General features: G+C 61.3%; 26 protein-coding genes and 1 tRNA gene. 16 read left to right on the top strand and 11 right to left on the bottom strand.

The genetic code is table 11. The features are described from left to right. Positions 1-132: 132 nt before the first annotated feature. Positions 133-1,137 carry an archaeosortase A gene (gene artA / locus GO488_RS17315; RefSeq protein WP_162319105.1) on the top strand — a complete coding sequence of 335 codons (1,005 nt, stop codon included), beginning with the start codon at positions 133-135 and terminating at the stop codon, positions 1,135-1,137. Here artA and dph5 read toward each other — a convergent pair. After that, the gene (gene dph5, locus GO488_RS17310; RefSeq protein ID WP_162319104.1) at positions 1,134-1,904 is read right to left on the bottom strand and encodes a diphthine synthase; all 771 of its coding nucleotides are present in this window, start codon (positions 1,902-1,904) and stop codon (positions 1,134-1,136) included. The two genes, artA and dph5, sit on opposite strands and share 4 nt — an antisense overlap. Before the next feature lie 75 nt (positions 1,905-1,979). On the opposite strand from dph5, the gene GO488_RS17305 reads away from it, so the two are divergent. The 7 genes from GO488_RS17305 to GO488_RS17275 all read left to right on the top strand — a co-directional run bounded on the left by GO488_RS17305 (position 1,980) and on the right by GO488_RS17275 (position 8,263). Next, positions 1,980-2,960 (top strand): class I SAM-dependent methyltransferase, encoded by a 981-nt coding sequence (locus tag GO488_RS17305; protein ID WP_162319103.1) that lies wholly within the window; start codon positions 1,980-1,982, stop codon positions 2,958-2,960. A 222-nt stretch (positions 2,961-3,182) separates the two neighbouring features. Further along, complete coding sequence (locus GO488_RS17300) at positions 3,183-4,499, top strand: amino acid ABC transporter substrate-binding protein (RefSeq protein WP_162319102.1); 1,317 nt, start codon at positions 3,183-3,185, stop codon at positions 4,497-4,499. A 3-nt stretch (positions 4,500-4,502) separates the two neighbouring features. After that, positions 4,503-5,390 carry a branched-chain amino acid ABC transporter permease gene (locus GO488_RS17295; RefSeq protein WP_162319101.1) on the top strand — a complete coding sequence of 296 codons (888 nt, stop codon included), beginning with the start codon at positions 4,503-4,505 and terminating at the stop codon, positions 5,388-5,390. Then, positions 5,387-6,469 carry a branched-chain amino acid ABC transporter permease gene (locus GO488_RS17290; RefSeq protein WP_162319100.1) on the top strand — a complete coding sequence of 361 codons (1,083 nt, stop codon included), beginning with the start codon at positions 5,387-5,389 and terminating at the stop codon, positions 6,467-6,469. The genes GO488_RS17295 and GO488_RS17290 overlap by 4 nt, the downstream gene beginning before the upstream one ends. After that, complete coding sequence (locus tag GO488_RS17285; RefSeq protein ID WP_162319099.1) at positions 6,466-7,251, top strand: ABC transporter ATP-binding protein; 786 nt, start codon at positions 6,466-6,468, stop codon at positions 7,249-7,251. The genes GO488_RS17290 and GO488_RS17285 overlap by 4 nt, the downstream gene beginning before the upstream one ends. 1 nt (position 7,252) lies before the next feature. Next, entirely contained in the window at positions 7,253-7,999 is a 747-nt protein-coding gene (locus GO488_RS17280) for an ABC transporter ATP-binding protein (RefSeq protein ID WP_162319098.1), read from the top strand. Between the two features lie 190 nt (positions 8,000-8,189). After that, positions 8,190-8,263: transfer RNA gene (locus GO488_RS17275), tRNA-Thr, on the top strand. Positions 8,264-8,288: 25 nt separating this feature from the next. On the opposite strand, the gene GO488_RS17270 is transcribed toward GO488_RS17275, so the two are convergent. Further along, positions 8,289-8,801 carry a hypothetical protein gene (locus GO488_RS17270; RefSeq protein WP_162319097.1) on the bottom strand — a complete coding sequence of 171 codons (513 nt, stop codon included), beginning with the start codon at positions 8,799-8,801 and terminating at the stop codon, positions 8,289-8,291. Positions 8,802-8,867: 66 nt separating this feature from the next. Between GO488_RS17270 and GO488_RS17265 the strand changes: the two genes are divergently transcribed. Continuing rightward, the gene (locus tag GO488_RS17265; RefSeq protein WP_162319096.1) at positions 8,868-10,322 is read left to right on the top strand and encodes a hypothetical protein; all 1,455 of its coding nucleotides are present in this window, start codon (positions 8,868-8,870) and stop codon (positions 10,320-10,322) included. Here GO488_RS17265 and GO488_RS20255 read toward each other — a convergent pair. Continuing rightward, the gene (locus GO488_RS20255) at positions 10,316-10,609 is read right to left on the bottom strand and encodes a winged helix-turn-helix transcriptional regulator (protein WP_367398182.1); all 294 of its coding nucleotides are present in this window, start codon (positions 10,607-10,609) and stop codon (positions 10,316-10,318) included. The genes GO488_RS17265 and GO488_RS20255 overlap by 7 nt on opposite strands. 78 nt (positions 10,610-10,687) lie before the next feature. Between GO488_RS20255 and GO488_RS17255 the strand changes: the two genes are divergently transcribed. Genes GO488_RS17255 through GO488_RS17245 form a run of 3 tightly spaced genes read left to right on the top strand, consistent with a single transcriptional unit; the run spans position 10,688 to position 14,543 of the window. Continuing rightward, the gene (locus GO488_RS17255; protein ID WP_162319094.1) at positions 10,688-11,596 is read left to right on the top strand and encodes a tRNA-guanine transglycosylase; all 909 of its coding nucleotides are present in this window, start codon (positions 10,688-10,690) and stop codon (positions 11,594-11,596) included. 48 nt (positions 11,597-11,644) lie between these two features. Continuing rightward, positions 11,645-13,828 (top strand): queuine tRNA-ribosyltransferase tRNA-guanine transglycosylase, encoded by a 2,184-nt coding sequence (locus GO488_RS17250; RefSeq protein ID WP_162319093.1) that lies wholly within the window; start codon positions 11,645-11,647, stop codon positions 13,826-13,828. Between the two features lies 1 nt (position 13,829). Continuing rightward, the gene (locus GO488_RS17245) at positions 13,830-14,543 is read left to right on the top strand and encodes a hypothetical protein (RefSeq protein WP_162319092.1); all 714 of its coding nucleotides are present in this window, start codon (positions 13,830-13,832) and stop codon (positions 14,541-14,543) included. A 243-nt stretch (positions 14,544-14,786) separates the two neighbouring features. Here the strand turns inward: GO488_RS17245 and GO488_RS17240 are convergent, their stop codons facing one another. From GO488_RS17240 to GO488_RS17230, 3 genes are all read right to left on the bottom strand, one after another. After that, positions 14,787-16,019, bottom strand: a complete 1,233-nt coding sequence (locus GO488_RS17240) for a tyrosine-type recombinase/integrase (protein ID WP_162319091.1) — start codon at positions 16,017-16,019, stop codon at positions 14,787-14,789. 528 nt (positions 16,020-16,547) lie between these two features. Next, positions 16,548-17,210 carry a DUF4382 domain-containing protein gene (locus GO488_RS17235; RefSeq protein WP_162319090.1) on the bottom strand — a complete coding sequence of 221 codons (663 nt, stop codon included), beginning with the start codon at positions 17,208-17,210 and terminating at the stop codon, positions 16,548-16,550. Positions 17,211-17,329: 119 nt separating this feature from the next. Further along, positions 17,330-18,226: a DUF6920 family protein gene (locus GO488_RS17230; RefSeq protein ID WP_206674434.1), complete on the bottom strand. Its 897-nt coding sequence runs from the start codon at positions 18,224-18,226 to the stop codon at positions 17,330-17,332. A 212-nt stretch (positions 18,227-18,438) separates the two neighbouring features. On the opposite strand from GO488_RS17230, the gene GO488_RS17225 reads away from it, so the two are divergent. Beyond that, positions 18,439-18,744, top strand: coding sequence for a DUF7562 family protein (locus tag GO488_RS17225; protein ID WP_162319089.1), 306 nt, complete (start codon positions 18,439-18,441; stop codon positions 18,742-18,744). 9 nt (positions 18,745-18,753) lie between these two features. On the opposite strand, the gene GO488_RS17220 is transcribed toward GO488_RS17225, so the two are convergent. The 3 genes from GO488_RS17220 to GO488_RS17210 form a co-directional block, all read right to left on the bottom strand. Further along, positions 18,754-19,794 (bottom strand): NAD(P)-dependent alcohol dehydrogenase, encoded by a 1,041-nt coding sequence (locus GO488_RS17220; protein WP_162319088.1) that lies wholly within the window; start codon positions 19,792-19,794, stop codon positions 18,754-18,756. A gap of 68 nt (positions 19,795-19,862) precedes the next feature. After that, on the bottom strand, positions 19,863-20,105 hold the full coding sequence (locus GO488_RS17215; protein WP_162319087.1) for a DUF7385 family protein: 243 nt from the start codon (positions 20,103-20,105) through the stop codon (positions 19,863-19,865). A 31-nt stretch (positions 20,106-20,136) separates the two neighbouring features. Beyond that, on the bottom strand, positions 20,137-21,000 hold the full coding sequence (locus GO488_RS17210; RefSeq protein WP_162319086.1) for a cytochrome c oxidase subunit 3: 864 nt from the start codon (positions 20,998-21,000) through the stop codon (positions 20,137-20,139). A 103-nt stretch (positions 21,001-21,103) separates the two neighbouring features. On the opposite strand from GO488_RS17210, the gene GO488_RS17205 reads away from it, so the two are divergent. From GO488_RS17205 to GO488_RS17195, 3 genes are all read left to right on the top strand, one after another. Continuing rightward, entirely contained in the window at positions 21,104-22,480 is a 1,377-nt protein-coding gene (locus GO488_RS17205) for a hypothetical protein (RefSeq protein ID WP_241692968.1), read from the top strand. Then, complete coding sequence (locus GO488_RS17200) at positions 22,477-22,761, top strand: DUF2256 domain-containing protein (protein WP_162319085.1); 285 nt, start codon at positions 22,477-22,479, stop codon at positions 22,759-22,761. Before GO488_RS17205 ends, GO488_RS17200 begins: the two co-directional genes overlap by 4 nt. Positions 22,762-23,498: 737 nt before the next feature. Next, a complete protein-coding gene (locus tag GO488_RS17195) occupies positions 23,499-23,783 on the top strand; it encodes a DNA-directed RNA polymerase subunit L (RefSeq protein WP_162319084.1) in 285 nt (94 codons plus the stop codon). Positions 23,784-23,810: 27 nt separating this feature from the next. On the opposite strand, the gene GO488_RS17190 is transcribed toward GO488_RS17195, so the two are convergent. Beyond that, entirely contained in the window at positions 23,811-24,653 is an 843-nt protein-coding gene (locus GO488_RS17190; protein WP_162319083.1) for a zinc ribbon-containing protein, read from the bottom strand. 101 nt (positions 24,654-24,754) lie between these two features. Continuing rightward, positions 24,755-25,570 (bottom strand): imidazole glycerol phosphate synthase subunit HisF, encoded by an 816-nt coding sequence (hisF, locus tag GO488_RS17185; RefSeq protein WP_162319082.1) that lies wholly within the window; start codon positions 25,568-25,570, stop codon positions 24,755-24,757. Positions 25,571-25,655: the final 85 nt, after the last annotated feature.

Below are 25,655 nucleotides of genomic sequence, written 5' to 3'. Positions count from 1 at the left end.
CCCGTCCCTGACTTTCGCCCTTTCTTTGGCGCGCTACTCCGAGTAGCGACGGCTCCGTCCCGCGTGGATTCGATCCGCACGCGTCGGCACAACGACAAAGCATATAGGCCGGATTGGCCAACGTAGGCACGAATGAGGCCTCCGCTCTTGCAGTCCACCGTGAGCTTCGGCGGACTGTCCTTCGACCCGCTCGTGTGGTCGGAACCGCTGATGTGGCTGGTGCTGGCGGCGTTTCTCGGCAGCGCCGTGCTCCTCCGCTACGACGAGTCGTGGGCGCGTCGCGTCGCGGTCGCGGGCTGGGGGCTGTTCGGCCTGTTCTGGCTGGTGCTCATCCCGCACTTCACGCTAACCCAGAAGAGCCTCGTCGAGGGGGTCGGCAGTCTCGCGGCGGTCCCGCTCTCGCTGTACGCGGGGTATCTCCTCTGGAACGGCCGCGACTCGCTGTTCGCGCTGACGCGCGCCGTCGGCGTGATGGGGATCGTCTATGTCCCTTTCCTCACCATCGGGCCGCTCAGACAGTGGTTGGTCGAGGTCGTGACCGACCAGACGGCGTTTCTGATGTCGCTGACGGGGATCGATCCGCTGGTCGTCGACGGCTATTCGCACAACGGCATCGAGATCGCGACGAAGCAGTACCCCTACGAGAGCACGTTCTGGTTCGATCACGAGGCCGGTCCGATCACGTACAACATCCTGCTGGCGTGTACGGGGATGGGGAGCATCTCCATCTTCGCGGGCGGCATCCTCGCGGTAGACGCGCCGTGGCGGCGGAAACTGCGCGCGCTGGCGCTGACCGTCTCGCTCATCTACGTCCTGAACCTGTTTCGGAACGTCTTCATCGCGATCATGTTCGGCCAGCAGCGGATGCAGTGGTTCGAGGGGACGATCATGTCGCTGTTCGGCCTGAGCGACCCGCGGATGGTGTCGTACTACATCGCCGACCGCATGCTGGCGCAGTTCGGCTCGGTCGTCGCGCTCGTCGTCATCACGTGGTTCCTCGTCCGTGAGCTGCCGGAGATAACCGTCCTCGTCGAGGACCTGCTGTATCTCGTGACCGGGACGGAGTACGACCTATCCAGCGCGTTCGACATCGAGCGCGAGACCGGCGAGGCCGTGACTCGGCCGAGCGACGACTAAGCGTCGGCGATCGCGTCTAACGTCTCTTCTTCGATCGGATGGAGCTCGGCCGGGATCACGAGCAGATGGAGGGGGTCACCGAACGAACTGTCCGCGAGTTCCGAGAGCGTTCCGGCGGCGACGACCGGGTCCGGACTCCCGGCGCGGGCGACCACGACAGCGAGCGTCTCCGGGAACTCCTCGGCGAGCAGCGTCGCCGCGTGGTCGGCGGTCATGTACGTGTCGTCGCCGTCGTCCCAGTGCGGGTCGTCGACCTTGATATCCAGATAGACGAGGGTGTGGAGGTCGCGCGAGCGGTTGTCTTCGATGGTCCGAACGACGCTGTCGGGGACGCCGTCGCCGCCGTGGGCGCGTTCGAAGGGAAGGGTCGTCGCCTTCCCGAAGCGGTAGTTCTGCAGGCCGGTCAGCGACGCCGCGGCGGTCTGTGCGGTCGTGCCGTGGACGACGCGCGTCTCTACGCCGCGTTCTTCGGCGCGAAGGCGGAGGTCCGTGTGGGTCGTCGAGACCATCGTGTCGCCGGCGGTCAGGAACGCCACGTCCTCGCGCTCGGCGGCGTCGAGGATCGGTTCGGGGTCCCGTTCGATGCCGGCGCGGTCGCGGACCTCGATGGCCGTCTCGTGGAAGGCTTCGAGCGATTCGAGGTCAGTGCCGACGAGGCGGCTCGTGTAGAACTCCGCGAACACGCGGTCCGCTTCCCGAATAGCGTCGCGTCCGGCGATGGTGACCGACCGCTCGTCGTAGAGACCGAGACCGACGAAGGTGAGCATACCGACCGTCGGACGGCGGCGGAGATAAAGGGCGCGAAGCGTCAGGCTTACCGCCCGCGCCGGGAGAGAGGCGGTATGGGCGTTCCAAGCGTTCGCGTCGCCCGCGAGGACGGCGAGGCGACCCGCACGCGACTCGCCGAAGCCGACCTCGTCGACGACGGCTACGACATCACGGTCGAGGACGGGTCGCTGTACATCCCGGTCACGGACCCGGCGGCCGTCCCCGACGTGTTCGACGTCGTGGAGTTCGACGCGCCGGTCCGGGAGGGACAGACGATGCCCGCGGATCTCCTCGGCTTCGACCCGAGCTACGAGCGGATCGGCGACATCGTCATCGTCGACGAGGACGACCCGGAGCGCGCGAGGGAGATCGCCGACGCCATCGTCGCCTCCGACTTGCCCGTCGAGGGCGTGTTGAACCGGGCCTCGAAGATCAAAGGCGAGACGCGCGTCCGCGACTGGGAGGTGCTAGCCGGCGACACCACCGAGGTCGTCCATCGGGAGTACGGTTGCACGTTCGCACTCGACCTCGCCGAGGTCTACTTCTCACCGCGGCTCGCGACGGAACGCCACCGCGTCGTCGAACGGGTCGCGGCGGGCGAGCGGGCCTTCGACATGTTCGCGGGCGTCGGCCCGTTCGTGATCCCGTTCGCCAAGGCGGGCGCGACGTGCGTCGGGACGGACATCAACGAGACGGCTATCGAGTACCTCCACGAGAATGCCGAGCGAAACGGCGTCACCGACCGGGTAACCGCCGTCTGTGGCGACGTCCGCGAGGTGGCGACCGACTACGAGGGGTGGGCCGACCGAGTGGTGATGAACCTCCCGCACAGCGCCGACGAGTTCGTCGAGACGGCGGTCTCGCTGGCCGGGGACGACTGCACGCTCCACTACTATGACATCCAGTCGGACGACGACCTGTACGGTCCCGGCGAGCGAGCGATACGCACGGCCGCCGAACCCGAGTACGAGGTCACTGTCGAGACCCGACGAGCAGTTCGGTCATACGCGCCGGGCGAACAGAACGTGGTGCTGGACGTTCGATTGCGTCGTTGACGGGGTCAGTCGTTCGCTGCTGGACGAACCGGGACCGAATTCGGCAGTCGAGCACGCGAGCACCGACGACGTTCGCGGCCATCTTCTGACCGTCGAGAGGCAATCGCTGCACGGACGTTCTTTTTACCGCCGCTCTCGCGGGAATTTCCTTAACGTTTAATAATGCCTGATGGCGTATCGAACATAGCGCGTGTGTCACTGGCACACCGTCGTGAACCAATTATGACCCAAGGGCACAACAGGCGGAACTTCATCAAGGCGGCGGGTAGCGCAGGAGTTATCGGACTGACCGGACTCGCGGGTTGTTCCGGTGATGGCGGCGACGGTGGCGGCGATGGCGGTGACGGAGGAAGCGGGAACGGGAGCGACGGCGGCTCGACCGGCGGCAGCGGGGGCGGTTCGGACGTGATCACGCTGGGCGGGTCGATGAGCCTCTCCGGTGACAACGCCGACCTCGGTAAGCTGTATAAGGACGCGTACGAACTCACCATCCAGCGTATCAACGAATCCGGTGGCGTCGAGGCCGGCGACGGGAACACGTACGAACTGGAGATGGTACTGCGGGACGACGGGACCGACGCCTCCACGTCGAAGTCCATCTATCAGGAACTCATCGACAGGGAGAACATCAACTACCTGCTGGGACCGTACTCCAGTACGGTGACGCTCCCGGCGAGCGCCGTCGCGGCCCAGAATCAGGTGCCGATGGTCGAGGGCGGCGGCGCGAGTCCGGAGATCTTCAGCCAGGGCAACGAGTGGATCTTCGGCCTGCTGCCGACGGCCAACAAGTACGCCAAGAGCTACCTCGACATGTGTATGGCCCAGCAACCGGCGCCGAAGTCGGTGGCTATCCTCGCCGAAGACGGGACCTTCAGCCAGGCCACCGCGGAGGGGGCCCGGCAGAAGATAGAGAGCTCCGACCTGTCGCTCGACGTCGACCAGACGTTCCCCTCCAGTACGTCCGACCTCTCGACGGCCCTCGGAAAGGTCCGCGATCAGGACGTCGACGTCCTCCTGCTGTGTGCCCACCAGAAGCACAACATCATCCTGGCCAACCAGATGCAAAGTCAGAACGTCAACGTCGACGCGGCGATGGGGACGGTCGGCAGCCTCAACGAGTCGTTCATCAACGAGGTCGGGAGCAACGGGAACTACCTCTACGGCCCCTCGTCGTGGGCGGTCAACGCCGACTTCGAGGACCCCGTGTTCGGGAGCACGTCCGAGTTCGTCTCGGCCATCGAGGAGAACTACGACTACACGCCGGACTACCACAGCGCGGCCGGCGAGGCGGTCATCCTGACGTTCATGAACGCGTTCAAGCAGGTCGACGAACTGGGTCCCAAGGCGGTCCGCGACCGGATCCGCAACTCCGACTTCATGTCGGCGTACGGTAACGTCGCCTTCGACGAGAACGGCGTCATCGACAAGAACATGCTCGTCTACCAGTGGAAACCGGAGAAGGACCTGCAGATCGTCTACCCCGACAACGTCGCACAGTCCGACCCGGTCTATCCGATGCCGGACTGGAGCGAACGGTAGCCGATGGCCGCGACTCAGTTCGTCGTCAACGGGCTGCTAGTCGGCGCGCTGTTCGCGGGGATAGCCGTCGGCTTCGCGCTCATCTGGGGCGTCGTCGACATCATCAACCTGGCCCACGGCGAGATGGTGATGCTCGGGGGATACACCTCCTACTGGACGCTGACGCTGATAACCGGCAACGCCGAGGGGTCGCCGCTGCTGTTTCTCGCGACCATCCCGGTCGCGATCGGCGCGATGTTCGTCGTCGGCTACGCGCTCCAGCGAGTGCTCGTCTCGCGAGTCATCGGCACGGACATCTTCCTGACGCTGCTGGTGACCTTCGGCGCGAGCATCGCCATCCAGCAGTTGGCGCTGCAGGCCTGGTCGGCCAATCCCCGCGCGATTCAGGTGTCCTTCGCGAACCCGTCGCTCACTATCGCCGGGATCGTCGTTCCGAAGATGAAGCTCGTGGCGTTCGTCGGCGCGATCGTCCTGACGGCCGCGCTCTACCTGTTTCTCCAGCGCACCCGCACCGGCCGGGCCATCCGAGCAGTCTCGCAGAATCCGGAGGCGGCCGCGCTGGTCGGCATCGACGTCGAGCGGACGCGAGCGATCACGTTCGGCGTCTCCTCGGCCATCGCCGGCGGCATCGGTGCGTTCGTCGCCACCATCCTCAACATCCAGCCGCAGATGGGGCTGATATACACGCTCAAGAGCTTCGTCATCGTGGTGTTCGGGGGCGTCGGTTCGATCCCCGGCGCGCTCGTCGGCGGCCTGCTGTTGGGGTCGGTCGAGGAGCTCGTCGCGGGGTTCATCTCCACGCGATGGACGCTCGCGGTGAGTTTCTCCCTGCTCATCGTCCTGCTGGTCGTCAAACCGAAGGGCCTGTTCGGTGAGGGGGTGAGCGAATGAGCGCCGAGACCGACGACTCCGGCGTGCTCCGCTCGATCCTTCCGCCCGAACAGGTCGATCGGGCCTTCGAAACCTGCGATAATCACGGGTGGAAGCTGTTGGTGGCAGGCGCCGTCGTCGGCGTGCTGCCGCCGCTACTCGGTCTGGAGGCCGGCTACTTCATGACGGTCCTCACCGAGATGTATCTGTTCGGCGTCCTCGCCCTGTCGTGGGACATCGTCGGCGGGCAGACGGGGTATCCGAGCTTCGGGAACATGGCCTTCTTCGGTATCGGCGCGTACACGACGGCGATACTGACGAAGGACTTCGCCGTCGCGTTCCCCCTCGCCTTCCTCAGCGCCGGGGTCGTGGCGACCGCGTTCGCGCTCATCATCGGACTCATCGTGCTGCGACTGCGCGGCCACTACTTCGCCATCGCGACGCTGGGAGTCCTGCTGGCCGCTCAGCAGGTGTCTCGGAACCTCAGCATCACCGGGGGCGCGAGCGGGAAGATCCTGCTCCAGACGCCGCCGGGAGAAGTCTTCTACTACGTGTTCCTCGGCATCCTCGTCCTCGAGGCGGCCGTCATCTACTACCTCTCGAGCACCCGGTTCGGCTTCGTGCTCAACGCGATTCGCGACGACGAGGCCAAGGCGACGGCGATGGGGTTCAACACCACGTACTACAAGACGGCCGCGTGGGGGCTGGCGGCGCTGTTCACCGGCGCTGCCGGCGGCGCGTACGGATTGTTCAACACGTTCATCAACCCACAGACGGCGTACAACGCGGCCTGGAACGTCGAGCTCATCGCGATGGCGCTGCTGGGTGGCTCCGGGACCGTCGTCGGCCCGATCATCGGCGCGTTCGGACTCCACACGGTCATCGAGATCGTCGAGTCCTACGCCGTCGGCTGGCAACTCGTCCTGCTTGGACTGGCGATAATCGGAACCGTCATCGCGATCCCGGAGGGGATCGTCGGCGCGCTCAGAGAGTACGCCAGCGAGATGGACTACTACGAGCGGGGCGGGATGGCCGCGACCGACGAGACCGACGCCGAGCCGTCCGACGACGGCGCGCCGACCGGGGGTGATCCCCAGTGAGCGAAGCCGCCGACGCCGCGACGACGGACCCGTCCGGCGAACGGGCAGTCCTTCGGACTGACGGCGTCACCAAGCGCTTCGGCGGGCTCACCGCCGTCGACGACGTCGACGTCGAAGTGTCCGAGGGAGAGATCGTCGGGCTCATCGGACCGAACGGAGCCGGCAAGTCCACGCTGTTCAACTGCATCACCGGCACGCTGGACGCCGACGAGGGCCACGTCTATCTGCGGGACGAGGAGGTCACCGACTGGCCGGAGTACAAGATCGCCCGCGCCGGTCTCGGACGCATGTTCCAGGAGACGCGCATCTTCGGCGATATGACCGTTCGGAAGAACCTGCTGTTGGCCGCACAGGAGGGCGGCGACGACGTGAGCAGCCTCCTTCGCCGTCCCGACGACTCGCTGGTCGGCCGGGCCGACGAACTGCTCGCGTACGTCGACTTAGACGGCCTCGCCGACGTGCGGGCCGGTCGCCTGAGCTTCGGCCAGCAGAAACTCATCGAGTTCTCGATGGCGCTGATGGCCGACCCGGAGATACTGCTGATGGACGAGCCGGCCGGCGGCATCAACCCCTCGATGATCGGGAACCTCATCGAGTACATCCGCACCGCGAACGTCGACGAAGAGGCGACGATCTTCCTCATCGAACACAACATGGACTTCGTGATGGAGATCGCCGACCGCATCTACGTGCTGGCCCATGGCGAGCGCATCGCCGAGGGCACGCCCGAAGAGATTCAGAACGACCAACGCGTCCTCGACGCATATCTCGGGAGGGAATGAGATGGCGACGTCAGACACCGATACCACGACGACTACGGACCCGATACTCTCGATGGACGACGTGACGTCGGGCTACGGCAACACGACCGTCCTCCACGACGTCAGCATCGCCATCGAAGAGGAGGACGTAGCGTGTCTCATCGGCCCCAACGGGTCGGGGAAGTCGACGCTGATGAAGAGCATCTACGGCTTCGCCGACGTGCAGTCGGGGACCGTCACCTTCCGCGACGAGGACATCACGGGCCGGTCGCCACAGGAGAACCTCAGGAACCGGATAAGCTACGTCCTGCAGGACGCCAGCGTGTTCCCGAACATGACCGTTCAGGAGAACATGCTGATGGGCGGTTACGTCTTCGACGACGACGAACAGGCCGCAGAGCGTGCCGAGACGCTGTACGACGAGTTCCCGGTGCTCGGCGACATCCGCCAGCAGAAGGCCGGGACGCTCTCGGGCGGCCAGCGCCGCTTGCTCGAACTCGCCCGCGCGCTCATGGTCGATCCGGATCTGATGCTGCTCGACGAACCGTCCATCGGTCTCGAACCGCGATTTATCGACGACGTGTTCGAGCGCATCGAGCAGCTGAACGACCTGGGGACCACGATCCTGCTGGTCGAACAGAACGCCGAGAAGGGGCTCTCGGTCGCCGACCGCGGGTTCGTCCTCGCCAGCGGCGAGATAAAGTTCACCGGTACGGGTACCGAACTCCTCAACAACGAGGAGGTCGGTCGGCTCTACCTCGGCGGCTGACACGGGCCGCATACTCGTTTTCGATCTCGACGCCATTGGGGTCGAACGCGCCCTTGAGGCGTGCGAACGCGTCTCTCGATGCCCCCGATTCGCAATCCTTATTGCGGCTATCGGCACAACGTACGAGTGCCGAGTGACACACCGACGACGTGCTGTTGGCACGCGAGACCGGTCGTCGTGTGTCTGTCGCGCCGGTGTAGCTCAGACTGGCAGAGCGAATCCTTCGTAAGGATTAGGCCGAGGGTTCAAATCCCTCCACCGGCTTCCGGAAAAAGGGTTCAGAACCTTTCTACACTCGATTCTCGTCTGATGACTCAGTCGGTCGGATTTCGTACTCGCCAGATTCGACGAGCGCTTTCAATTCTATGGGAGCCAAAGCTACTCCCCGTTCGAAGCGCTGCTTCGCAGATTCTACGTTCACGTTGTCGACAGTCTCGACCGAAAACGTTGCTGCCACGTCATTGTGCTGCATCCTTCCCCGCTTCCCGTGGCGAAACTCTCCTTCTGCGGCCTCGATACTGGCGGTGACAGAGCGTTCTAACTCGTCACACGACAGCCCTGCCTCGCGCTGGTCAAGCCAGAAGAACCGAACGAGGTCGAAGAACTCTCGCCAGACCCCAGCACCACCCCACAGGTCAACGTCGAGATCACCATCGGGATCTATAACGGGGTCAACGTCGGTGTTGTCAGGATACGGGTCCATCGCACGGTCGGCATCTCGCGGCTTCGGATGCGTTACCGTCCGAAGGTTCCGTCGATCGCCGTTACTGCTAATTGGCTCAACTTTATCTGAGCGTTTCATTCTATATTTAGTAACTAAGTATAAAAATACCTACACTTATTCAGGCTACCTTTTCTGGTTTTGCTTATGGGTCGGCAAAACCACGAAGATAGTGGAAACGATTCTCCTGTTAGTACCTCTCTGGATGATTTTACGGCCGATTCAGAGAAGACCGATAGCGAACTCCGTCACGACGGGGGGTTCTCCGGGAAAGATATGACCCGTGTAATGGAGGAGTCAAACCTCACAGGTAGCCATCTTGAAAAAGAGATTCTGCCCGTTATTCTGGCATCCGAATTTGACGTTGATCCGGAAACGATGAACGACGGGATGATTCCAGATCGCGAGACTGGAATCCAATATGATGCATATGCGCCTAATGAAAGTGATCCGTGGATCGTAGCCTGGGCGACGCAGGTGAAGCAAGGTCATTTCAATAAAAACTTTCAGAAGAATCTCGGCGAACTACTATTTTTGAAATCTCACTTCCCCGATGCCACAACGGTCATGGTGTTCGGTACGTATGCAACCAAAGACTCTGACGTCAGCCGAGCGGAGGATTATCTTGAGACCTACTCTCTGTTCTGGGATACGGTCATCAATGTTACTCAAGAGGAGCCGATTGAATACAAAGAGGTTAATCCGAGCGACCAAGCGAGGAAAGCGGGGCAGAATGCGTTAGAAAAGGAACTAGATCAAATACAATCGCGTGCTGGGTATGCAGGTGATAAGCCGATTACTTTGCCAGCAATCACCGGCTTCGCGGACAACTACACTTCATTGGCGAAGCTGGTGCTGCAACGGGACGACTGGCTGAACAACTTCGACGAAGATTGGTTCTTAGCGGAGCTTGATGACTTACGAGATGAATACGAATTACACGACGTCTTCAAGCGATTTGACCATGGACTCACACCTTCTTTAGTTCGTGATGGCCTCCGTGAGGCGTACTACTCCCTAACGAATCTATCTCGTGGGTCAAAAATGCGGCAACTGGTTGAGAATGGTGACTTAGAAGAATTCTACTACGAGATGTTTGAACACGGAAATCCGGCCAAACGATGGGACTATTTCAATCCCACAGAAGGGACCGTGTACGCGATTCTTGATCAGAAATTGGATGACGACATTACAATTGAATGGAGTTCGAATGGCATAACCTCAGATGGATTCGTCCACCAGCTGGGTATTCTTAGTAAAAAATACGAGTGGGATATCAAATTGAACGGAGAGACTGATATCTATATTGAGGTGAAATCTCTCTCAGGCGGGAAGGGAGGATCTGGACCGAAGCAGGCAGGTTACGAGGCACATCGTGTCGCTGGAAGGTCTTTCCTCACTCGCTATGCGCTAAAGGGAGACAATGTCTCTGAAAAAGACCGGCATCATATAATAGTGCTTGACGGGTACTGGCGAGGGCCTTCCTCGTATGAGAATAAGTCTCTCGACTTCTTCAAACAGATCGCAGGGTTCGACGGAGTTTATATGATTGATGATGTGGATCGGATGCTCAACGATATAGAAAGCCTACTCGACTACTGATCCAGATTCTGTATCTGGTTCAATAACTCGACTGCGCGCTCTCCTTTCTCAGTGAGGGTATAATACGTCCGGGGGGGCCTTTCGTCGGAACTTCTACGCTCGATTAAATTCAATTCTTCCAATTCATTTAGGCGGTTTGATAGAGTAGAATGGCTGATTTCACTCCTGCAAGATTCCTCTAATTGGTTGAATCCAACTTCTGGCTCTTCCGCGAGAAGATGCAAGACGAGGATTGCCCCCTTTCCTTGCAGGACACGGAGAATACCGTCCTCTGCTGGTGCAGGCATTATTACAAATGTCGAACCACCGCTGGCATGAAACATCAGTAAAGTATTTATTAGTAGCTCAGATTAATCTGAGTTGCAATGGTAGAATACTTCATCGAATGGGCCCCCAATCCAGATCCCTTGTACCATGATCCTAGTCAGAGCCCTCAGGAGATGACGATTGACCCGCCACTGCTTGATACACCTATCTCTGTTAACGGGTATATGATATCACTCGAACACTTAGTCGGCGGAAGAGCGAAAAAGAGCTTCAGACGCGCAGCTGAAGAGAACGGGATCAACGCGGTCTTAGATTATCCAGGGCCAATTATCATCGATAGCGGTGGATTTCAGGGAACTGGTGACCCTCCAGAAAAGGTTCTGGAGCTACAGAGTTCCTTCTCGCCCGATATCGTAATCCAGAAAGATACCGTCGGCGATGCTGCTCAAACGATATCGGATGCCGAGCGAACCTATGAGTTAGCGGGACAGTACGACTTTGAGGTGTGGTATGTTGTACAGGGGTCTTCAGTCGAGGAGTATCTTGATTGTGCGACTCAACTGAAGGAGATCGGTTGCGAAAAATTCTGTCTCGGCAATCTCGTCGGTCGGTCTTTCTTACGGAAAACCGATGAAGTATCGGAGATCGTAGAAGCAGTAGCTGAGGTTGTAGACGGAGGGAATCTTCACTTACTTGGGGTATCGAATCCAGGTATTCTACAACGGATCTCCGAAAAAATCGATTCATTTGATTCCTCCTCAGCGATCCGCAACGCCACGATGCTCAGAGAAGTGTATGAATGGAAAAACAGTGGAATCGAATATCATGAAAAATGCGATTCTCGTCCTCAGGAGTTCTACTGCAGTTGTCCTGTCTGTGACAAATTCGACGTATTCACGAATGAATTCGAGCTCGAAAAGTACACTGGAGCAAGGCGTAGAGTTCGGCAGCTAAGAGCAATCCACAATGCGTGGGTGATAGACCAGTTGGCTAAATCGGTGTCTTGAGTTAGTTGGAAGGATTCATTTCCCCCCGAGCTCAACCATAATCTATTCATGCGATTCTACGTTCCCGAATGGGACGACGCCGTCGATACTGACTATGACTTCGTAAACGACGAACTCTCTAATCTGGTTAAAGTCGACCGGGACCGAGATTTCATATGGGATATCTTTGATTCTGAAACGACACCAGTTGACGGCGTCCTTATTTCCCGCGAACAAGTTGAATCCAGCAAATCCAAGTTTACCCGTTTCACCTCAGAAGGCGTCTACGACGACCCTAATCTGTCAGTCCCTGATTGGATGCCCACGATCAGTGACTGCGGTGCTTGGGGATACAAATCGCTCCCATTCCCACCATATGACAACGACGAGATGCTGGAATTCTACACTGATATCGGAGTTACGACGGGAGTTACTATCGACCACCTCATAATGGGGGAAGGAAAAGAGCGAGGACGTCTCTATCTAAACGAAGAATGTTTTTCGAAGGCATTCTCGGAAAGCGATATTCCCTCTAAAGTACGCGAGAAGGTCGACTTGATGATCGAGGAATGGCCCGAAACATGGCCAGATTGCGTTAGAGAATATGAACCTTCTATTTATAACGAAAGCACGAAAGAGAAGTTCACACTGAGCGATTTCGAGGGATCTATCGACGATATTCTTGACCACCTGAATAACGATCCACGGGCCGTTCATCGAGAGAACGACCGGGAGTTCAGATATAATCTCACGTTAGATAACGCCCAACATATGTTCGAGGAGTATCAGAATGGGAATTACTCGTTCCGTCTGATGGGGGCATTTCAGGGATGGGACCCAGACTCGTATGCAGAAGCGGCTGATCTCCTATTAGATACTGGTTTCCGATATATCGGAATTGGCGGTGTAGCCAGCAGTCACGTATCGACTATCAAAGATATCGTAACAGTTGTAGGAGAAACCATACGAGAATTCGAGAGAGAACACCAGGAACGGGTCGACAGCCACGTGTTCGGCTTCGCGAAGCCGAAAGCTTTCGATACGGTTGGTCGCGCTGGCATGAGTTCCTTCGACAGCGCCAGTATGCTCCGTTCGGCGTGGACTGGTGGGAGCAATTACCACATGGCGGGGGATCAGAAGTACACAGCGGTACGGGTCCGGTATGCGACAGCCCGAGATGGATTCGAGACGGCAATAGAAAAATCGCTAAGGGGACAGGAGGTGCTTCGGTCGCTTCGAGCCTACGACCAAGATAAATCAATTTCGGATACACTTCGATCCTGGGCCGCACAAGCAGAGGAGACTCTGGATGCGCTCGAAGAATACGTCCGTGAACATCGACACGACGACCAGTATAATCAGTCTCGAATACGAGATTTGAATGAAGCCTTCCGAACCGATTTCGAGTTCGGTCGAGAAACGCAAGCGCATTTCAGCGATGTATTCCGTAAGAAAATTCTCAAGCGTATGCGGGATGACGATGACGAAGATCCCATCGATATCGACGCGTATCTCGCGGATATCGATACTGCCCGAGAGATTCTAAGTCAATCACCGTGGTGTCTGGACGCAGTAAATACACTTGAAAAACGCCAAGGAGAAGTGAGTACGTTCGACCAGCTGTGGCACGTCGTTGAGGAGTATGCACGCTGGGTCGGAGACGAAAAATATCTCGATGATTATGAATTGACACTGCGTGCTGAACCTTGGAAAGACTGTGACTGTACAATCTGCGAAGAACTCGGTATTGAGGTAGTCGTTTTCAGAGGGAACAACAGAAATCGACGACGAGGATTCCACAATATGCATCAGTTCTATAAGGATTTTAACCGTCAACTTCCTCGAATTCTCGTCGGAATTCCCACTGAAGACGAAATCGAAGCAGATGAGACAGTCATGGAGTATCTTACTTCAGAATATAACGAGGTATGGAGGGAGGTATTTGATATTCCGGTAGTTGAGATTGGATTGATCACTCCTCAAGGGGTATACGAATGGTGGGAGACCTCTGCTACCGAGTCAGACTCAAATTCCGATACTCAAGCGGCAGCAATTCAGAAAGCTTCACAGCGATACGAAGAAATCCATCTACTTAACGCAGAATCCATATTGGGGAGAGAGACGACTACACGAGAGAGCGTTTTCACATATAGTGACCCTGAGGAAATCAGAGAGGCTGTTCTAACCAAACTTGGATACGATGATACAGAAACACCGAAACGCCACACTCAGAAAGGGCTAGGTGAGTTCTAAAATGAAAATTCTCGTCATTGACCAGTGCTCTGGATCAAAAAACTATCCTGAAGCGCTCCACGAATTGACGCAAGAAGAAGTCGATTCAGGCCCGGTAGAGCAGCTGCTGGAACGTCCTGACACAGCAGGTATTCCAGCTAACGAACTTTACTCAGGACGTCAGCAGCAGCGGATTAACGAGGCCGTTGAAGTTCTTCGTTCGAAAGGCCACAAAGTTGATCGAAAGTTCGTGAGTGCGGGTTTCGGACTTATTGATGAGAGGGAAGAACTTCCGCCGTACGAGATTACGTTCAGTGGTATGAATCATGGCGAAATTGACCAGCGCGCGGAAAGATTGCAAATTGCCGAAGAAGTCTGTGAGCTGCTTACCGAGACATCTGACGATCCATTCGACATAATATTCTTCGCCCTCGGTTCTGACTATTATCATGCTATTGACCTTGATCAAACGTTAGCAAGCATACCCGATTCGACGCTAGTAATTTTATTCAATCAAGAAGAGAGAGCTGGTGGTAACGACAGAGTGATTTCCATATCTGCACGGACAGATGATGCCAAACGTTACAGCACGATCGTAGTCGCGCTGAAAGGCGTCTACGTGAAGAATTTCGCTCAACAAGTGGGGAGGGAAGAGTCCATCTCTAATATAGAAAAAATTCGAGAGGGGTGCTTGGCTACCGAAACGACCCAGTCTGGATTTGATGAGTTCGCTTGATGATAGCTATTCAGCCTCATTATCACTTAGACCGACAGAATTAGCGCTATCTTCGCCGCTACTGCTGAATACAATCTCTCCATCTTTCACAATGTTGCTTTCGAAGTACGTTCTACCGTAGAGGATTGTTGGTGAGCTCGTAGCATGTGCTGAAATCACAGCGGGAAAGGGACGCACGACCGCGCCACCGACGAACTATCGTATGGGTGTTCGACCCCCTCGGAGAGCGTCTTAGACCTCCGTCTATTCGGCAGTACCCATCCGTTCGAGGAGCGCGGTCTTCACATCCGGGTCGTCAAGGAGGTTGTCGATAGTGTCAATTTTCTCTTGTGTACTCGTGTCCTCGGGGCCCGTTTCGGCGTAGTCCTGTTTCACGTCGTCTTCGACCTCCGCCTCGAAGTCGGCCGCCGACTCGCCTTTCAGCGCGTAGCCACAGCGCATACAGAAAGCCGCTTCGGGTTCGTTGAGTTCCTGACAGCGCCCGCACTCGCGGATTTCTGGTTCGTCGCTGTCTTCCTCCGGAACGTACAGCCCGTGCATCTCGTCGTAGGCGTTGTCGATGTCACGTCCTGAGAGGTGGACGTATCGGGCCGGGACGTCCGATCCCTGCACCCACCCAAACCACGCGCATAGTTGCGCCTCTTTCAGGTGGTTCGCCAAGTACGACGCGCGGGAGTGACGGTAGTGGTGTGGATTCGACGGCTTGTCGATGTCGGCCTCCTTCATCGTCTTCCGTAGGATCTTGTCCCGGATGTATCGGTAGCCGAGTTGGTCGTCCGGGCCGCCCTGCTGAATCTTACACCACAGCGGCGCGTCTTTCGTGGGGTTCGGGTGGTCGTTCAGCCACTTGTTGATGTGGGGGACGGATTCCACCAGTGGGAGGCGACGCGCGCCGGTTTTACCCTCGATGACGACCTTCTTCCCGTGTTTGCGGTCCTCGATGTCGCCTACGGTCAAGTCGATGAGTTCGCCGATGCGAGCGCCGGTCTCGTATAGCATCCAGATGAGCGCCCTGTCGCGTGGGTTGTTAGCGGCCTCCGCCTGTGCTTCGATGTCGTCCTTCGACAGCAGGTCCTTCGGAAGTTTGTCGCTCCCCGTGGAGTTGTTGAGTTTAATCCAGGCGACAGTCTCGGGTGCGTCCCCGTCCTCGTCGGGATCCAGCCACTTCCAGAAGCTCCGGATAACGTTCTTGTACGTGTCGATCGTTTCCTCGTTGTCGTACTCGGAGTGGACCCACGCGACGAGGTCCTTCACGTCGCCCTTGTCCATCTCGTCGAGTTGCTGGTCCTCCAGGTGCTCGGCCATCACCTTCAGTCGGGTGAGGTTCTTCAGGAGTGTGGCCTCGCTCAGACCGTCAAGAACTTTGTCACGTTTGTACTCCTGGAGCAGTTCCTTGTTCCGGGTACAAATGACCTCGGACTGCTGGATGTTCTCCAGCGTCTCGTTGAGCCGCTTCTCGTAGTTCTCCGTGGGCATGAATTACATACGCGCCGCACCGCTGTAACTGTTTGTAACCCTTATTCAGTAAGCCCTCCACCGGCTTTCTGCTGCGAACCATTCGTGAGCAGCGAAAGTCGTCGTGGGATTTGAATCAGGGAGTGACGCGAAGCAGAACGACTGTGGTTCATAATCCCTCCACCGGATCGCTTCTGTCCGAACGATCGCACGGACGAGTGACCTCGCTACGTTGAGAGGCGCGCCGCTCGGCGTCTCGACCCTTACTCGACGCTGGGTGCGTCTGCCCGTTGCTAACCTGTAGGCGGATACTCTCTGTCGGCGAGAAAAATCGTTACTACCCTTCGCAACCGCAACGGCGTACTCAGTCGGCGCTGTGGGCCGGCAGGAAACCGCAGCTCGAACAGCCCGTGTGTTTCGTGCGCTGATAGCTCAACTCGGTGCCGCAGTTCGTACAGTCGTACCGAACGTGTTCCATCGAGACACAATCACTTCCGTTTACACATATACTTTGCGTGAGTCCAGTTCACGTTCGTCGTGGCGCGGTCTTCACGCGGTTCCGTTAGTCGCCGTCGCGTTCGACGTGGCTCCGGATTCCGCTTCGACGGCCCCCGTCGGCTTGATCGGAACCGTGGTTCCGGATTCGCTGATGACCGGCTTGAGGACGTACTTCCCGCTGTTGCCGGCTTTCACGACCGTGATGTCGAAGACGAAGTCCACTTCGGTGCCGTCGCGGACGGTGAACTCGTCGTTCAGTTGCAGTTTCTCGCTCGGGAGTTTCACGCGGACGCGCTCGCCGTCTTCGAGCGTCGCGTTCACCTCGCTGACGTGGACGAAGACCTTCCCGTAGGTCGCGTTCGGGAGTCTGTAGGCGTCGACGAGCGTGGCGTTTTCCCCCTGAAGCGTGGTCAGATCGAGCGTGGTGTTACCGCCGGAGAACTCGACCCAGCCGCCGCTTCCGTTCCCCGTTCGCTCGAAGCCGACCCGCGAGACCGTCACGTTGAGGTATCGAAAGTCACCGATAGCGTTCTTCTCGTCGCTGATGTAGAACGCGACCGTCCCGCCGGTGGTCGCGGTCGTCGTCGCCGTCGTCCCCGACGTTCCGGATCGGTCCGCCGCGGTCGGTGAACCGGGTGCATCGGAGACGCCGCCGGCGCATCCGGCGAGGAGGACGGCGGCGACGAGCAGTACCTGAAGTGAGCGGCGTGGCATACGACTCCGATGGCGGTCCCGGAACCTAAACCACCCCGACCGTTCGCCGGTCTTCAATCGGTTCAGAACCGTTCATTCGGCGGCTGCAGCGCATCTACGTTCGGTATCAGTCCGCCAATTCACTCGCCGAGGTCGAACTCGAACTCGGTGATACGCCCGCGCCAGTACGGGAGGTCGCCGCTCGGGAGGTTCCACTCGACTTCGCCGCGAGTCGGGACCAGCATCCCGTCTCGCCGCTCGTAGTCCGCGAAGCGGCCGGTCCACTTCGCTCGTTCGAAGCCGTCGCCGACCGCGCGAAAGCGGTCCTCGGCGACGACGCGGTCGACCAGATTCGCCTCGTCGAAGCGGAAGACGAGCGAGACCGTCGTCCCGTCGTGGGTGAGCGTCGCTCGCGCGGCGTCGTCGTCGATCGGTTCCCACTCGATGCCGTTCGCGGGGAGGAGTGCCGTTGGAAACCAGACGGCTTCGGCGAGGTAGCGGCTCAGTTCGCCCGCGGCCAGTTCCGGCGTGGGGGCGGCGTCGGCGACCGGCACCGTCCAGAGCAGGCGGGCGGCGAGCGCGGGGGTGCCGTCGACGTAGCTATCGACCACCTGCGTCGGGAGAACCGACCCCAGGCGTATCGTCGCGTCCCAGACGAAGCCCGGCGGCGAAGCCGTGTAGCGTTGGGTCGCTCTCAGCGGGTGCCACGACGATTCGCTGTCGCCGAGGCGAAACTCGCCGCGCTGTTTCAGTCGAGCGGTCCGGACGCGAGACTGACCGGGTTCGAGCACCGTCTCGAAGTATCGGCGCACCGGGTCGGGAAGGTCGGCGTAGTCTTCGGACGTGATGGGTCTCTCTGACCGCTCGCTGGCAGTCTCCCGTAACTCCTCGACCAACTGCGCGCGCTGGCGTCCGGTCCGTCGCCTGCCGGCGAGGACGCTCCCGAGCGACAGACCGAGGAGCCCGAAGAGGGCGGTTCGAGCGGCGAGTCGGGGGAGCCGGCGGTCGCCTTTCGAGGTGGGGGGTTCGTCCGACATCGGAATCCGATACGTCGCCCGGGCAAAAATAGCTGGCTGGCGGCCGTGGAGACCGCTGGTCTCGTTGAGCGGCGATATATAAATGGCCCTCACGGCTGGCGCAGTAGAGCGAGTAGCTACCGGAGCGAATCGTCGAACGAACACCATGACGCGAAGACACCAGCGACGATTCGACTCGGCGACCGGCTCCGCGTTCCGGGGGGGTCACTGACGTGTCTTACCGGAACGCGTGGCAGCGCGAGGACTCGACGGTCGTCTGTGTCGCCTGTGGCGAGGCAGTCTCGCGCGACGACGCCAGAGAGTACGACAAATTCGGCGACCGCTGGGACAGGGACGAAAAGGAGTTCGAGTACCTCTGCACGCCCTGTGACCGCGCGCGCTCTCACAGTCCGCGACGGGGGTTAGAGGACCGCCTCGTCGAGGCCGGTGCGGGCGCGGTCGATCGCGCGACCTTCCTGCGGCGGTACTGTGCGCTTTCGAGCGAGGACGACGCGCCCCCCGAGAACCGTCGCCGATAGGCGACGCCCCTACGGCGTGATGACGGCCCGGCCGTCGATCTCGCGGTGTTCCAGTTTCTCGGCGACGGTGTTGATCTCGTCTAAGCCGTACTGCGTCGTGTGCAACTCGACGGCGTCGCGTTCGACCAGCGCGACTAGTTCCTGGAGTTCGGTGTAGCGGCCGACGATGTTCCCCTGGTAGGCGAACTCGCCGTTGACCAGCGACTGTGCGGGTTCGTGGATGTGGCCGCCGTAGCCGATGATGTGGTGGTCGCCTCCGGCCGCGCAGATGTCGGGGGCCAGTCGCGTCGTCTCGTCGGCTCCGACGAAGTCAAGCACCTGAGCCGCGCCGACGCCGTCGGTGATGTCCTCGACCTCGCTCGCCACGTCCTCGCTGTCGGGGTCGAGCGTGTAGTGCGCGCCGAGGTCCGACGCGAGGTCGCGCGCGGACTGCTTGAGGTCTACCGCGACGATGTCGGCGGCGCTCATCGCGTCGAGGCACTGCAGCCCGATGTGACCGAGCCCGCCGACCCCGATGACGACGGCGGTGTCACCGGGATTGAGGCCGTCTTCGGCCTTCTTCACGGCGTGGTAGGCGGTGATGCCCGCGTCGGCGTGGGGCGCGATGGTCGTGGGGTCCACGCCGTCGGGAAGCGGGATGACCGACCGCTCGTTCGTGAGCAGTTCGTCGGCGAAACCGCCGTCAGTCGTCAGGCCGTTGAACGACTGGTTCTCGCAGTACATCGTCTCGCCCTGCCGACAGGGCCGACAGGTCCCGCAGGTCTGGACCGGGTGACAGATCACTTGATCTCCCTCCGAGACCAGTGTCACTTCCTCGCCGACGGCGACCACCGTCCCGGCGTTCTCGTGGCCCAACGTCATCGGGAGCGTCTGCTCGACGTAGTCGGTCCACATCCCCTCGATGATGTGGTTGTCAGTCTGGCACCAGCCGGCTCCCTCGACTTCGACCACCACGTCGTCGCTGTTCGACACCTGTGGCTCGTCCACTTCGTCGATGGAGAGGCCGTTCGCCATGTCGTCGGTGTACTCGTGGAGTCTGGCGGCGTGCATCGAGTGGCAGTACGTAGCACACGAACAAAAGCGTCCGGCGTGGTCTCCTCGATGCGTCGCAGCCGTCGTCAGTGGGTGAGCAACAGTAACCGCTCGTCGGTCCGGACGAGACAGATCGGGCTGCTGGGTTTCCCGAAGGTGTTTTCGCGGTTCTCGCTGACGAACAGGCGGTCGAAGCGCTCGCCACAGGCCGGGCAGGCGAAGCCGTGCCGATTCTCCAGGGTCATCGACCCGCGGTCCTGTTTGAGTAGCTTCAGGCCGTGGCGATAGTCGTGGACGTCGAAGCCGTCGCTGACGTCGAGCCGTTCCATGGGGAGAAGAGAGCCGCGGGTCGCTTAAGGCTTAGACCAGGTTCGCGCCGACGTAGAGGACGATGACGAGGAAGATCCAGACGACGTCCACGAAGTGCCAGTACATCGAGGCCGTCGAGACGGAGGTGTGGCGTTCGGCGGAGTACTGCCCGTAGTACGCTCGGACGAAGACGATGCCGAGCAGGACCGCACCCATCGTGACGTGGAGGCCGTGCAGGCCGGTCAGGCCGTAGAACGCGGAGCCGTAGATTCCTCCCGTGATAGTGAAGCCCTCGTGGACGATGAACTCGTAGTACTCGTAGACCTGTCCGGCGATGAAGACGATTCCGAGCAGCAGCGTCACGCCGAGGAGTTTGAGGAAGCGCGAGCGCTTACCGTTCAGCAGGGCGACGTGGCTATAGTGCAGCGTCACCGAGCTGGCGACCAGGATGACGGTGTTGACGACGACGAGCGATCCCCACACTTCGGGGATGGCAGCGTCGAGCCAGACGTCGGCCCCTCGGATCATGAAGTAGTAGACGAAGCCGGCACCGAACGTCGCGAGCTCCGATCCGAGGAACAACAGCATGGCGAACTTCAGCGTGCGCGCGGAGTGGTGGTCCGACCCGCGCTCCCAGAAGTTCGAGACGAAGGCGTGGTACAGCCAGCCGTAGATGCCGACCAGGAACAGGCCGACGCTGGAGACGGTGGCGGCGGCACCGACGGTCATGCTCACGAGCCCCGAATCGCCCAGCGCGAGGACGAAGAGCGCCGCGCCGACGTAGATTCCCGACGCGCCGATGGCCGTGACGAAGGGCCACCAGCTCGCCTCGCCGAACCCCTGGGGCCAGTCCTCCGTGGCCGGGAGGTGGTGCTCCCCGTGTCCGCTGTCCGTGTGTTCTTCCGGCAGACTCATATCGGCCCCTTATGGAGCGATTACTAAAAGCCCATCCAATTACTCGCGCGGGCCGCGCGTCGATGTCGGAAGCTACTCGGCAGCGAGTGACCTAGCGCCCTCGATGACAACGCGTCGACGCGCCGCGGGGACGCTGGCGGGGACGGTCTGCCTGCTCGTCGCCGTCGGCACCGCGAGCGCGCACGGCGGCGCGCTGGCCGCCGGCGGGCGCGAACCGCTGACGATCCCGACGTGGCTCTTTCTCACCACCGGCGGGGCGGCCGTGGGCGCGTCGTTTCTGCTGGCCTCCTTCGTCACCGACCGCTCGTTCGTCGAGCGCATCCACGACTGGGGTCGCCCCCTCCTCGACGGCGGGGCGCGCGTCCCGGCGCTTGCGGGTCGAGCCATCGGCCTGGTGGGACTGGCCGCCGTCCTCGTCGTCGGTTTCGTCGGGCCGGACACCCCTCGAACGAACCTCGCCATCCTGCTGGTCTGGGTCGGCTGGTGGGCCGGACTGGCGATGACGACGTATCTGATCGGGAACGCCTGGCGCGTCCTCAACCCGCTGACGACCATCGCCGCGATGCTCCCCTCGCTGGACCGCGACTACCCCGAGCGACTCGGCGCGTGGCCCAGCGTCGTCGGCCTCCTCGCGCTCGTCTGGCTGGAGGTGGTGAGCCCGCTGGCCGACGACGCCGAGTTGCTGGCGACGGCGGTGCTGGGCTACTCCCTGCTGACGCTCCTCGGCGCGGTGGTGTTCGGCCGCGAGACGTGGTTCGCCGAGGCCGACCCGGTCGAGCGCGTCTTCCGGTACTACGGCCGCGTCGCGCCGATCGGCCGCGACGAGACCGGCCTCCGACTTCGATTGCCGGGGATGGACCTCTCGACGCCACGCCTGGTCGACGGGGCCGACGAGGTGGCGTTCGTCGTCGCCCTGCTGTGGGTGACGACCTACGACGGCCTCGTGACCACGCCCGCCTGGCGCGACCTGACGACACCGCTGGTGGCGGCGGGACTCCCCCCGCATCTGCTCTACCCGATCGCGCTGCTCGCCGGCTTCGGGCTCTTCCTGGGCGTCTATCGGCTGGCCGTGCGCGCGAGTACGCGGATCGCCGAGACCTACCTCGCGCCCGCCGAACTCGCCGAGCGGTTCGCGCCGCCGCTGTTGGCGATCGCCGCCGGCTACCACTTCGCGCACTATCTGGGCTACTTCCTCTTTCTCGCACCGGCGCTCGGAACGGCCGCCCTCTCGCCGCTTTCGAGTCCCGCGACGGTGCCCGTCTACCAACTGCCGGGCTGGTTCGGCGGGACCGCCATCGCCGCCGTCGTCGTCGGCCATCTGGTCGCCATCTGGGTCGCCCACGCCGCCGCCTACGACCTCTTTCCCAGCCGCCTGCAGGCCATCCGCTCGCAGTACCCATTCATCGCCGTGATGGTGTTCTACACGATGACCAGTCTCTGGGTCGTCTCGCAACCGGAGGTGCCGCTCCCACACCTATGAACTCGGAACGCCTCGACCACGACCGCGACTACGAGTACGACGCGCCCGCCGACGCCCCGACCTACGACTGCCCCTACTGCGGCCGCCCGTTCGCCCGCGAGGAGTGGCGCACGCTCCACTACGGGCTGGAACATCCGGCCGAACTGGATGACGAGGAAGTGCAGGCGTTTCGAGAGACCTACGAGGACGAGGAGGAGGACCTCGGGACTTTCCGCCTGCAGGCGCTCGCGGTGTTGGTAGCGATCTACTTCTGTCTGCTCATGATCTACGCTCTCGTTTAGAATGCTGAGTGCGAAGCTACTACGGGCTGTCAGCACGACAGGTCCTCGAAAGCCCTCACCCGCTCACGGGTCGTTCCTCCCCGTTCGTTACCGAGGGCTGCTCCTTCCAGTCGCACCCCTCGCTGCTCGACGGTCGCTGGCCGACATATCCTCGCTGCGCTCGGATAGGGGTCGCCCAGACGACCACGGCGAGCGCGAGCGGGTTCGCCCTTTCAATCCGCCGAGGACAGCACCGCTCCGCCCCGCTCCGCCCCGCCGCCACACACCACCCCAGCCGACTCCGTCGCTCCCGTTGGTCGCTCCGTCATCCACCGAAAGACTCGCGTTGCTCGTCTTTCGAGCCTTCAGTCGCTACGCTCCCGAAGACCTCGCGCAGTTTCGTCGCTCGGCGGAGCGAGCGACAGCGCGCGCCGGGCCAAGAGCGCGTTTCATCGCGCGAAGGCGGGGAAGGGCAGGCCTGCTGTAGCGGTTTCCTTGGCGGACTGAAAGGGCGAGACCGGTGGCGGGCGCTGCGCGGGCCCTATTCGAGCGGAGCGAGAATATCCCGCACAGCGCCCGCGAGCGGTCGAGGGCTTTCGAGATCACGGTAGTCTGCGTAGACACTGCTAGCGAGCGGTCGAGGGCTTTCGAGGGTACGTCCCTCCGTCGAAGTACAGCAGTCTCGACAGAATCGAAACCACACAAAAAAGAAAGCTAGAAGCGACACGTTGATGGGTCGGAGACGCGCACTGAGGGGTATGGACCTGCGCGTCATCGACAAATCTGATACGGAGCTTTCTCTCGAGATCGCGGGCGAAGACCACACGTTCATGAACGTCATCAAAGGTGCGTTGCTGGAGACCGAGGGCGTCACGGCGGCGACCTACGACGTGAACCCCGAGCAGTCCGGCGGCCAGACCGACCCGGTCCTGACGATCAAGACCGAGGAGTCGGTCGACGCGCTCGACGCCTTGGAGGACGGCACCGACCGCGTCATCGAGAAGGCCGACGACTTCACCGCGGCGTTCGAGTCGGCGGCGTAAGTCTCGGCGGACCGCGCGGACGTCTTTTCAGCAGACGACGTAGGTGACGAAGACGGTGCCGCCCGGCGCGACGTGGACGTCGACGCCGACGGTGCCCGCCTCCGCGGTGCGGAACGGCGTCCCGCGCTCGACGTAGCTATCGACCAGCGAGGCCGCCAGCGCGCTCTCGTTCTCGAAGTCGCTCACCGAGCGGCCGGTCCGCTCGTAGGCGACCTGATAGGCGACGACGGACGGTCGTTCGCAGGCGAGTCCGAACCTCTCTACGGCCTCGCGGTCGGGGCCGGAGCCGTCGCCGACGCGGGCGTCGACGAGGGCCTTGTTGTAGTAGGCCGCCGCGGCGTCGGCCGTCCCGTTGCGGGTCAGCGCGCTCGCGCCCTCGTTCGCCCGGCGGTCGTTCAGCGCGTCGACGTAGGCGTCCTCGACGGCGGAAAGCGAGAGACCGTCGGCGGTGTCGGCGCTGCCGGGTGCGCTCGGGATCTCGGGCGGTCCCGAGGGGCCGCCGAGAGTGGGCAGGGAGACGACGCCGAGGAGGCCGAGGAGGACGACCCCGAGCACGACGGCGACGGCGGCGTAGCCGAGGACGTACTTCGCTTCGAGGACGTCCAGCCAGCCGGTGCCGATCTCGTCCAGCGGGTCGGTCTCGGGCGGGCCGATGCGGCGCTCGAAGTCGGAGCCGCCGCAGCGACTGCAGGGCGGCGAGTGCTTCTGATGCTCGCGGCCGCAGTCCTGACACACCCACACCGGCCCGCCCTCGACCACTTCGTGGCTGACCTGTTCGACCGCCCGCTCGAAGGTGCCGTGGCCGCAGTTGTCGCAGGGAGGGTCGTTCTCCTCGTGTGGCTTCCCGCACCACTTACACCGCCATTCCATTGGGTTACCGTAGGTGACCGAGCTACAAAGAGTGCGCGGACGCGGTTCTCTGGGCGCTCTCGGCGCTATCGGTCTCTAGCTGTCGAGGGTCCCGCTCGGCTTCACAGCCGCACGGGGATGCCCTTGCTATCCAGATACTCCTTCGTCTCCTCAATGGAGTACTCGCCGAAGTGGAAGATCGAAGCCGCCAGCCCGGCGTCGGCACCGGCCTCGACGAACACCTCTTCCATGTCGGCGGGGCTACCACACCCCGAGGAGGCGATGACGGGCGTCGAGACGGCGTCGCAGACGGCTTTCATCAGCGGGATGTCGTAGCCGTCCTTGGTGCCGTCGGCGTCGATCGAGTTGACGAAGATCTCGCCCGCGCCGCGCTCCTCGGCCTCCATCGCCCACTCGACGGCGTCGAGCCCGGTGCCCTCGCGGCCGCCCTTGACCGTGCACTCGAACCAGCAGGACTCCCCGTCGACCTCGGCGTAGTGTTCGCCCTCCTCGTCGAAGCGTCGGCGGGCGTCGAGTGAGATGACGATGCACTGGCTGCCGAAGGCGGCCGCGCCCTCGCCGATGAGGTCCGGTTCGGCGATCGCGCCGGAGTTGATCGAGACCTTGTCCGCGCCCGCCCGCAGCGTCTCCTTGATGTCCTCGCGGGTGCGGATGCCGCCGCCGACGGTCAGCGGGATGAACACCTCGTCGGCCACCGACGAGACGGTTTCGAGCATCGTTTCGCGGCCGTCGGCGGAGGCGGTGATGTCGAGGAAGACGAACTCGTCGGCCCCCGACTCGTTGTAGGCCTTCGCCATCTCCACCGGGTCGCCGGTGTACTCTAAGTCCTCGAAGTTGACGCCGGTGTAGACGGCGGCGTCCCCGTTCTCGTCGACGTCCACGTCGATACAGGGGATGATGCGTTTCGTGAGCGTCATTCAGTACCCGGGAGTTCGCTACAGGGCCGTTTGACGGTTTCGGCTGGTGCAATTGCGCGCGCCGGGATTCCGACAGCTACACGTG

The organism is Haloarcula limicola (assembly GCF_010119205.1).
Classification (GTDB): Archaea; Halobacteriota; Halobacteria; order Halobacteriales; family Haloarculaceae; genus Haloarcula; species Haloarcula limicola.
Note: the sequence above shows the minus strand (reverse complement) of the source record. Positions and strands in the feature narration are given on the sequence as shown.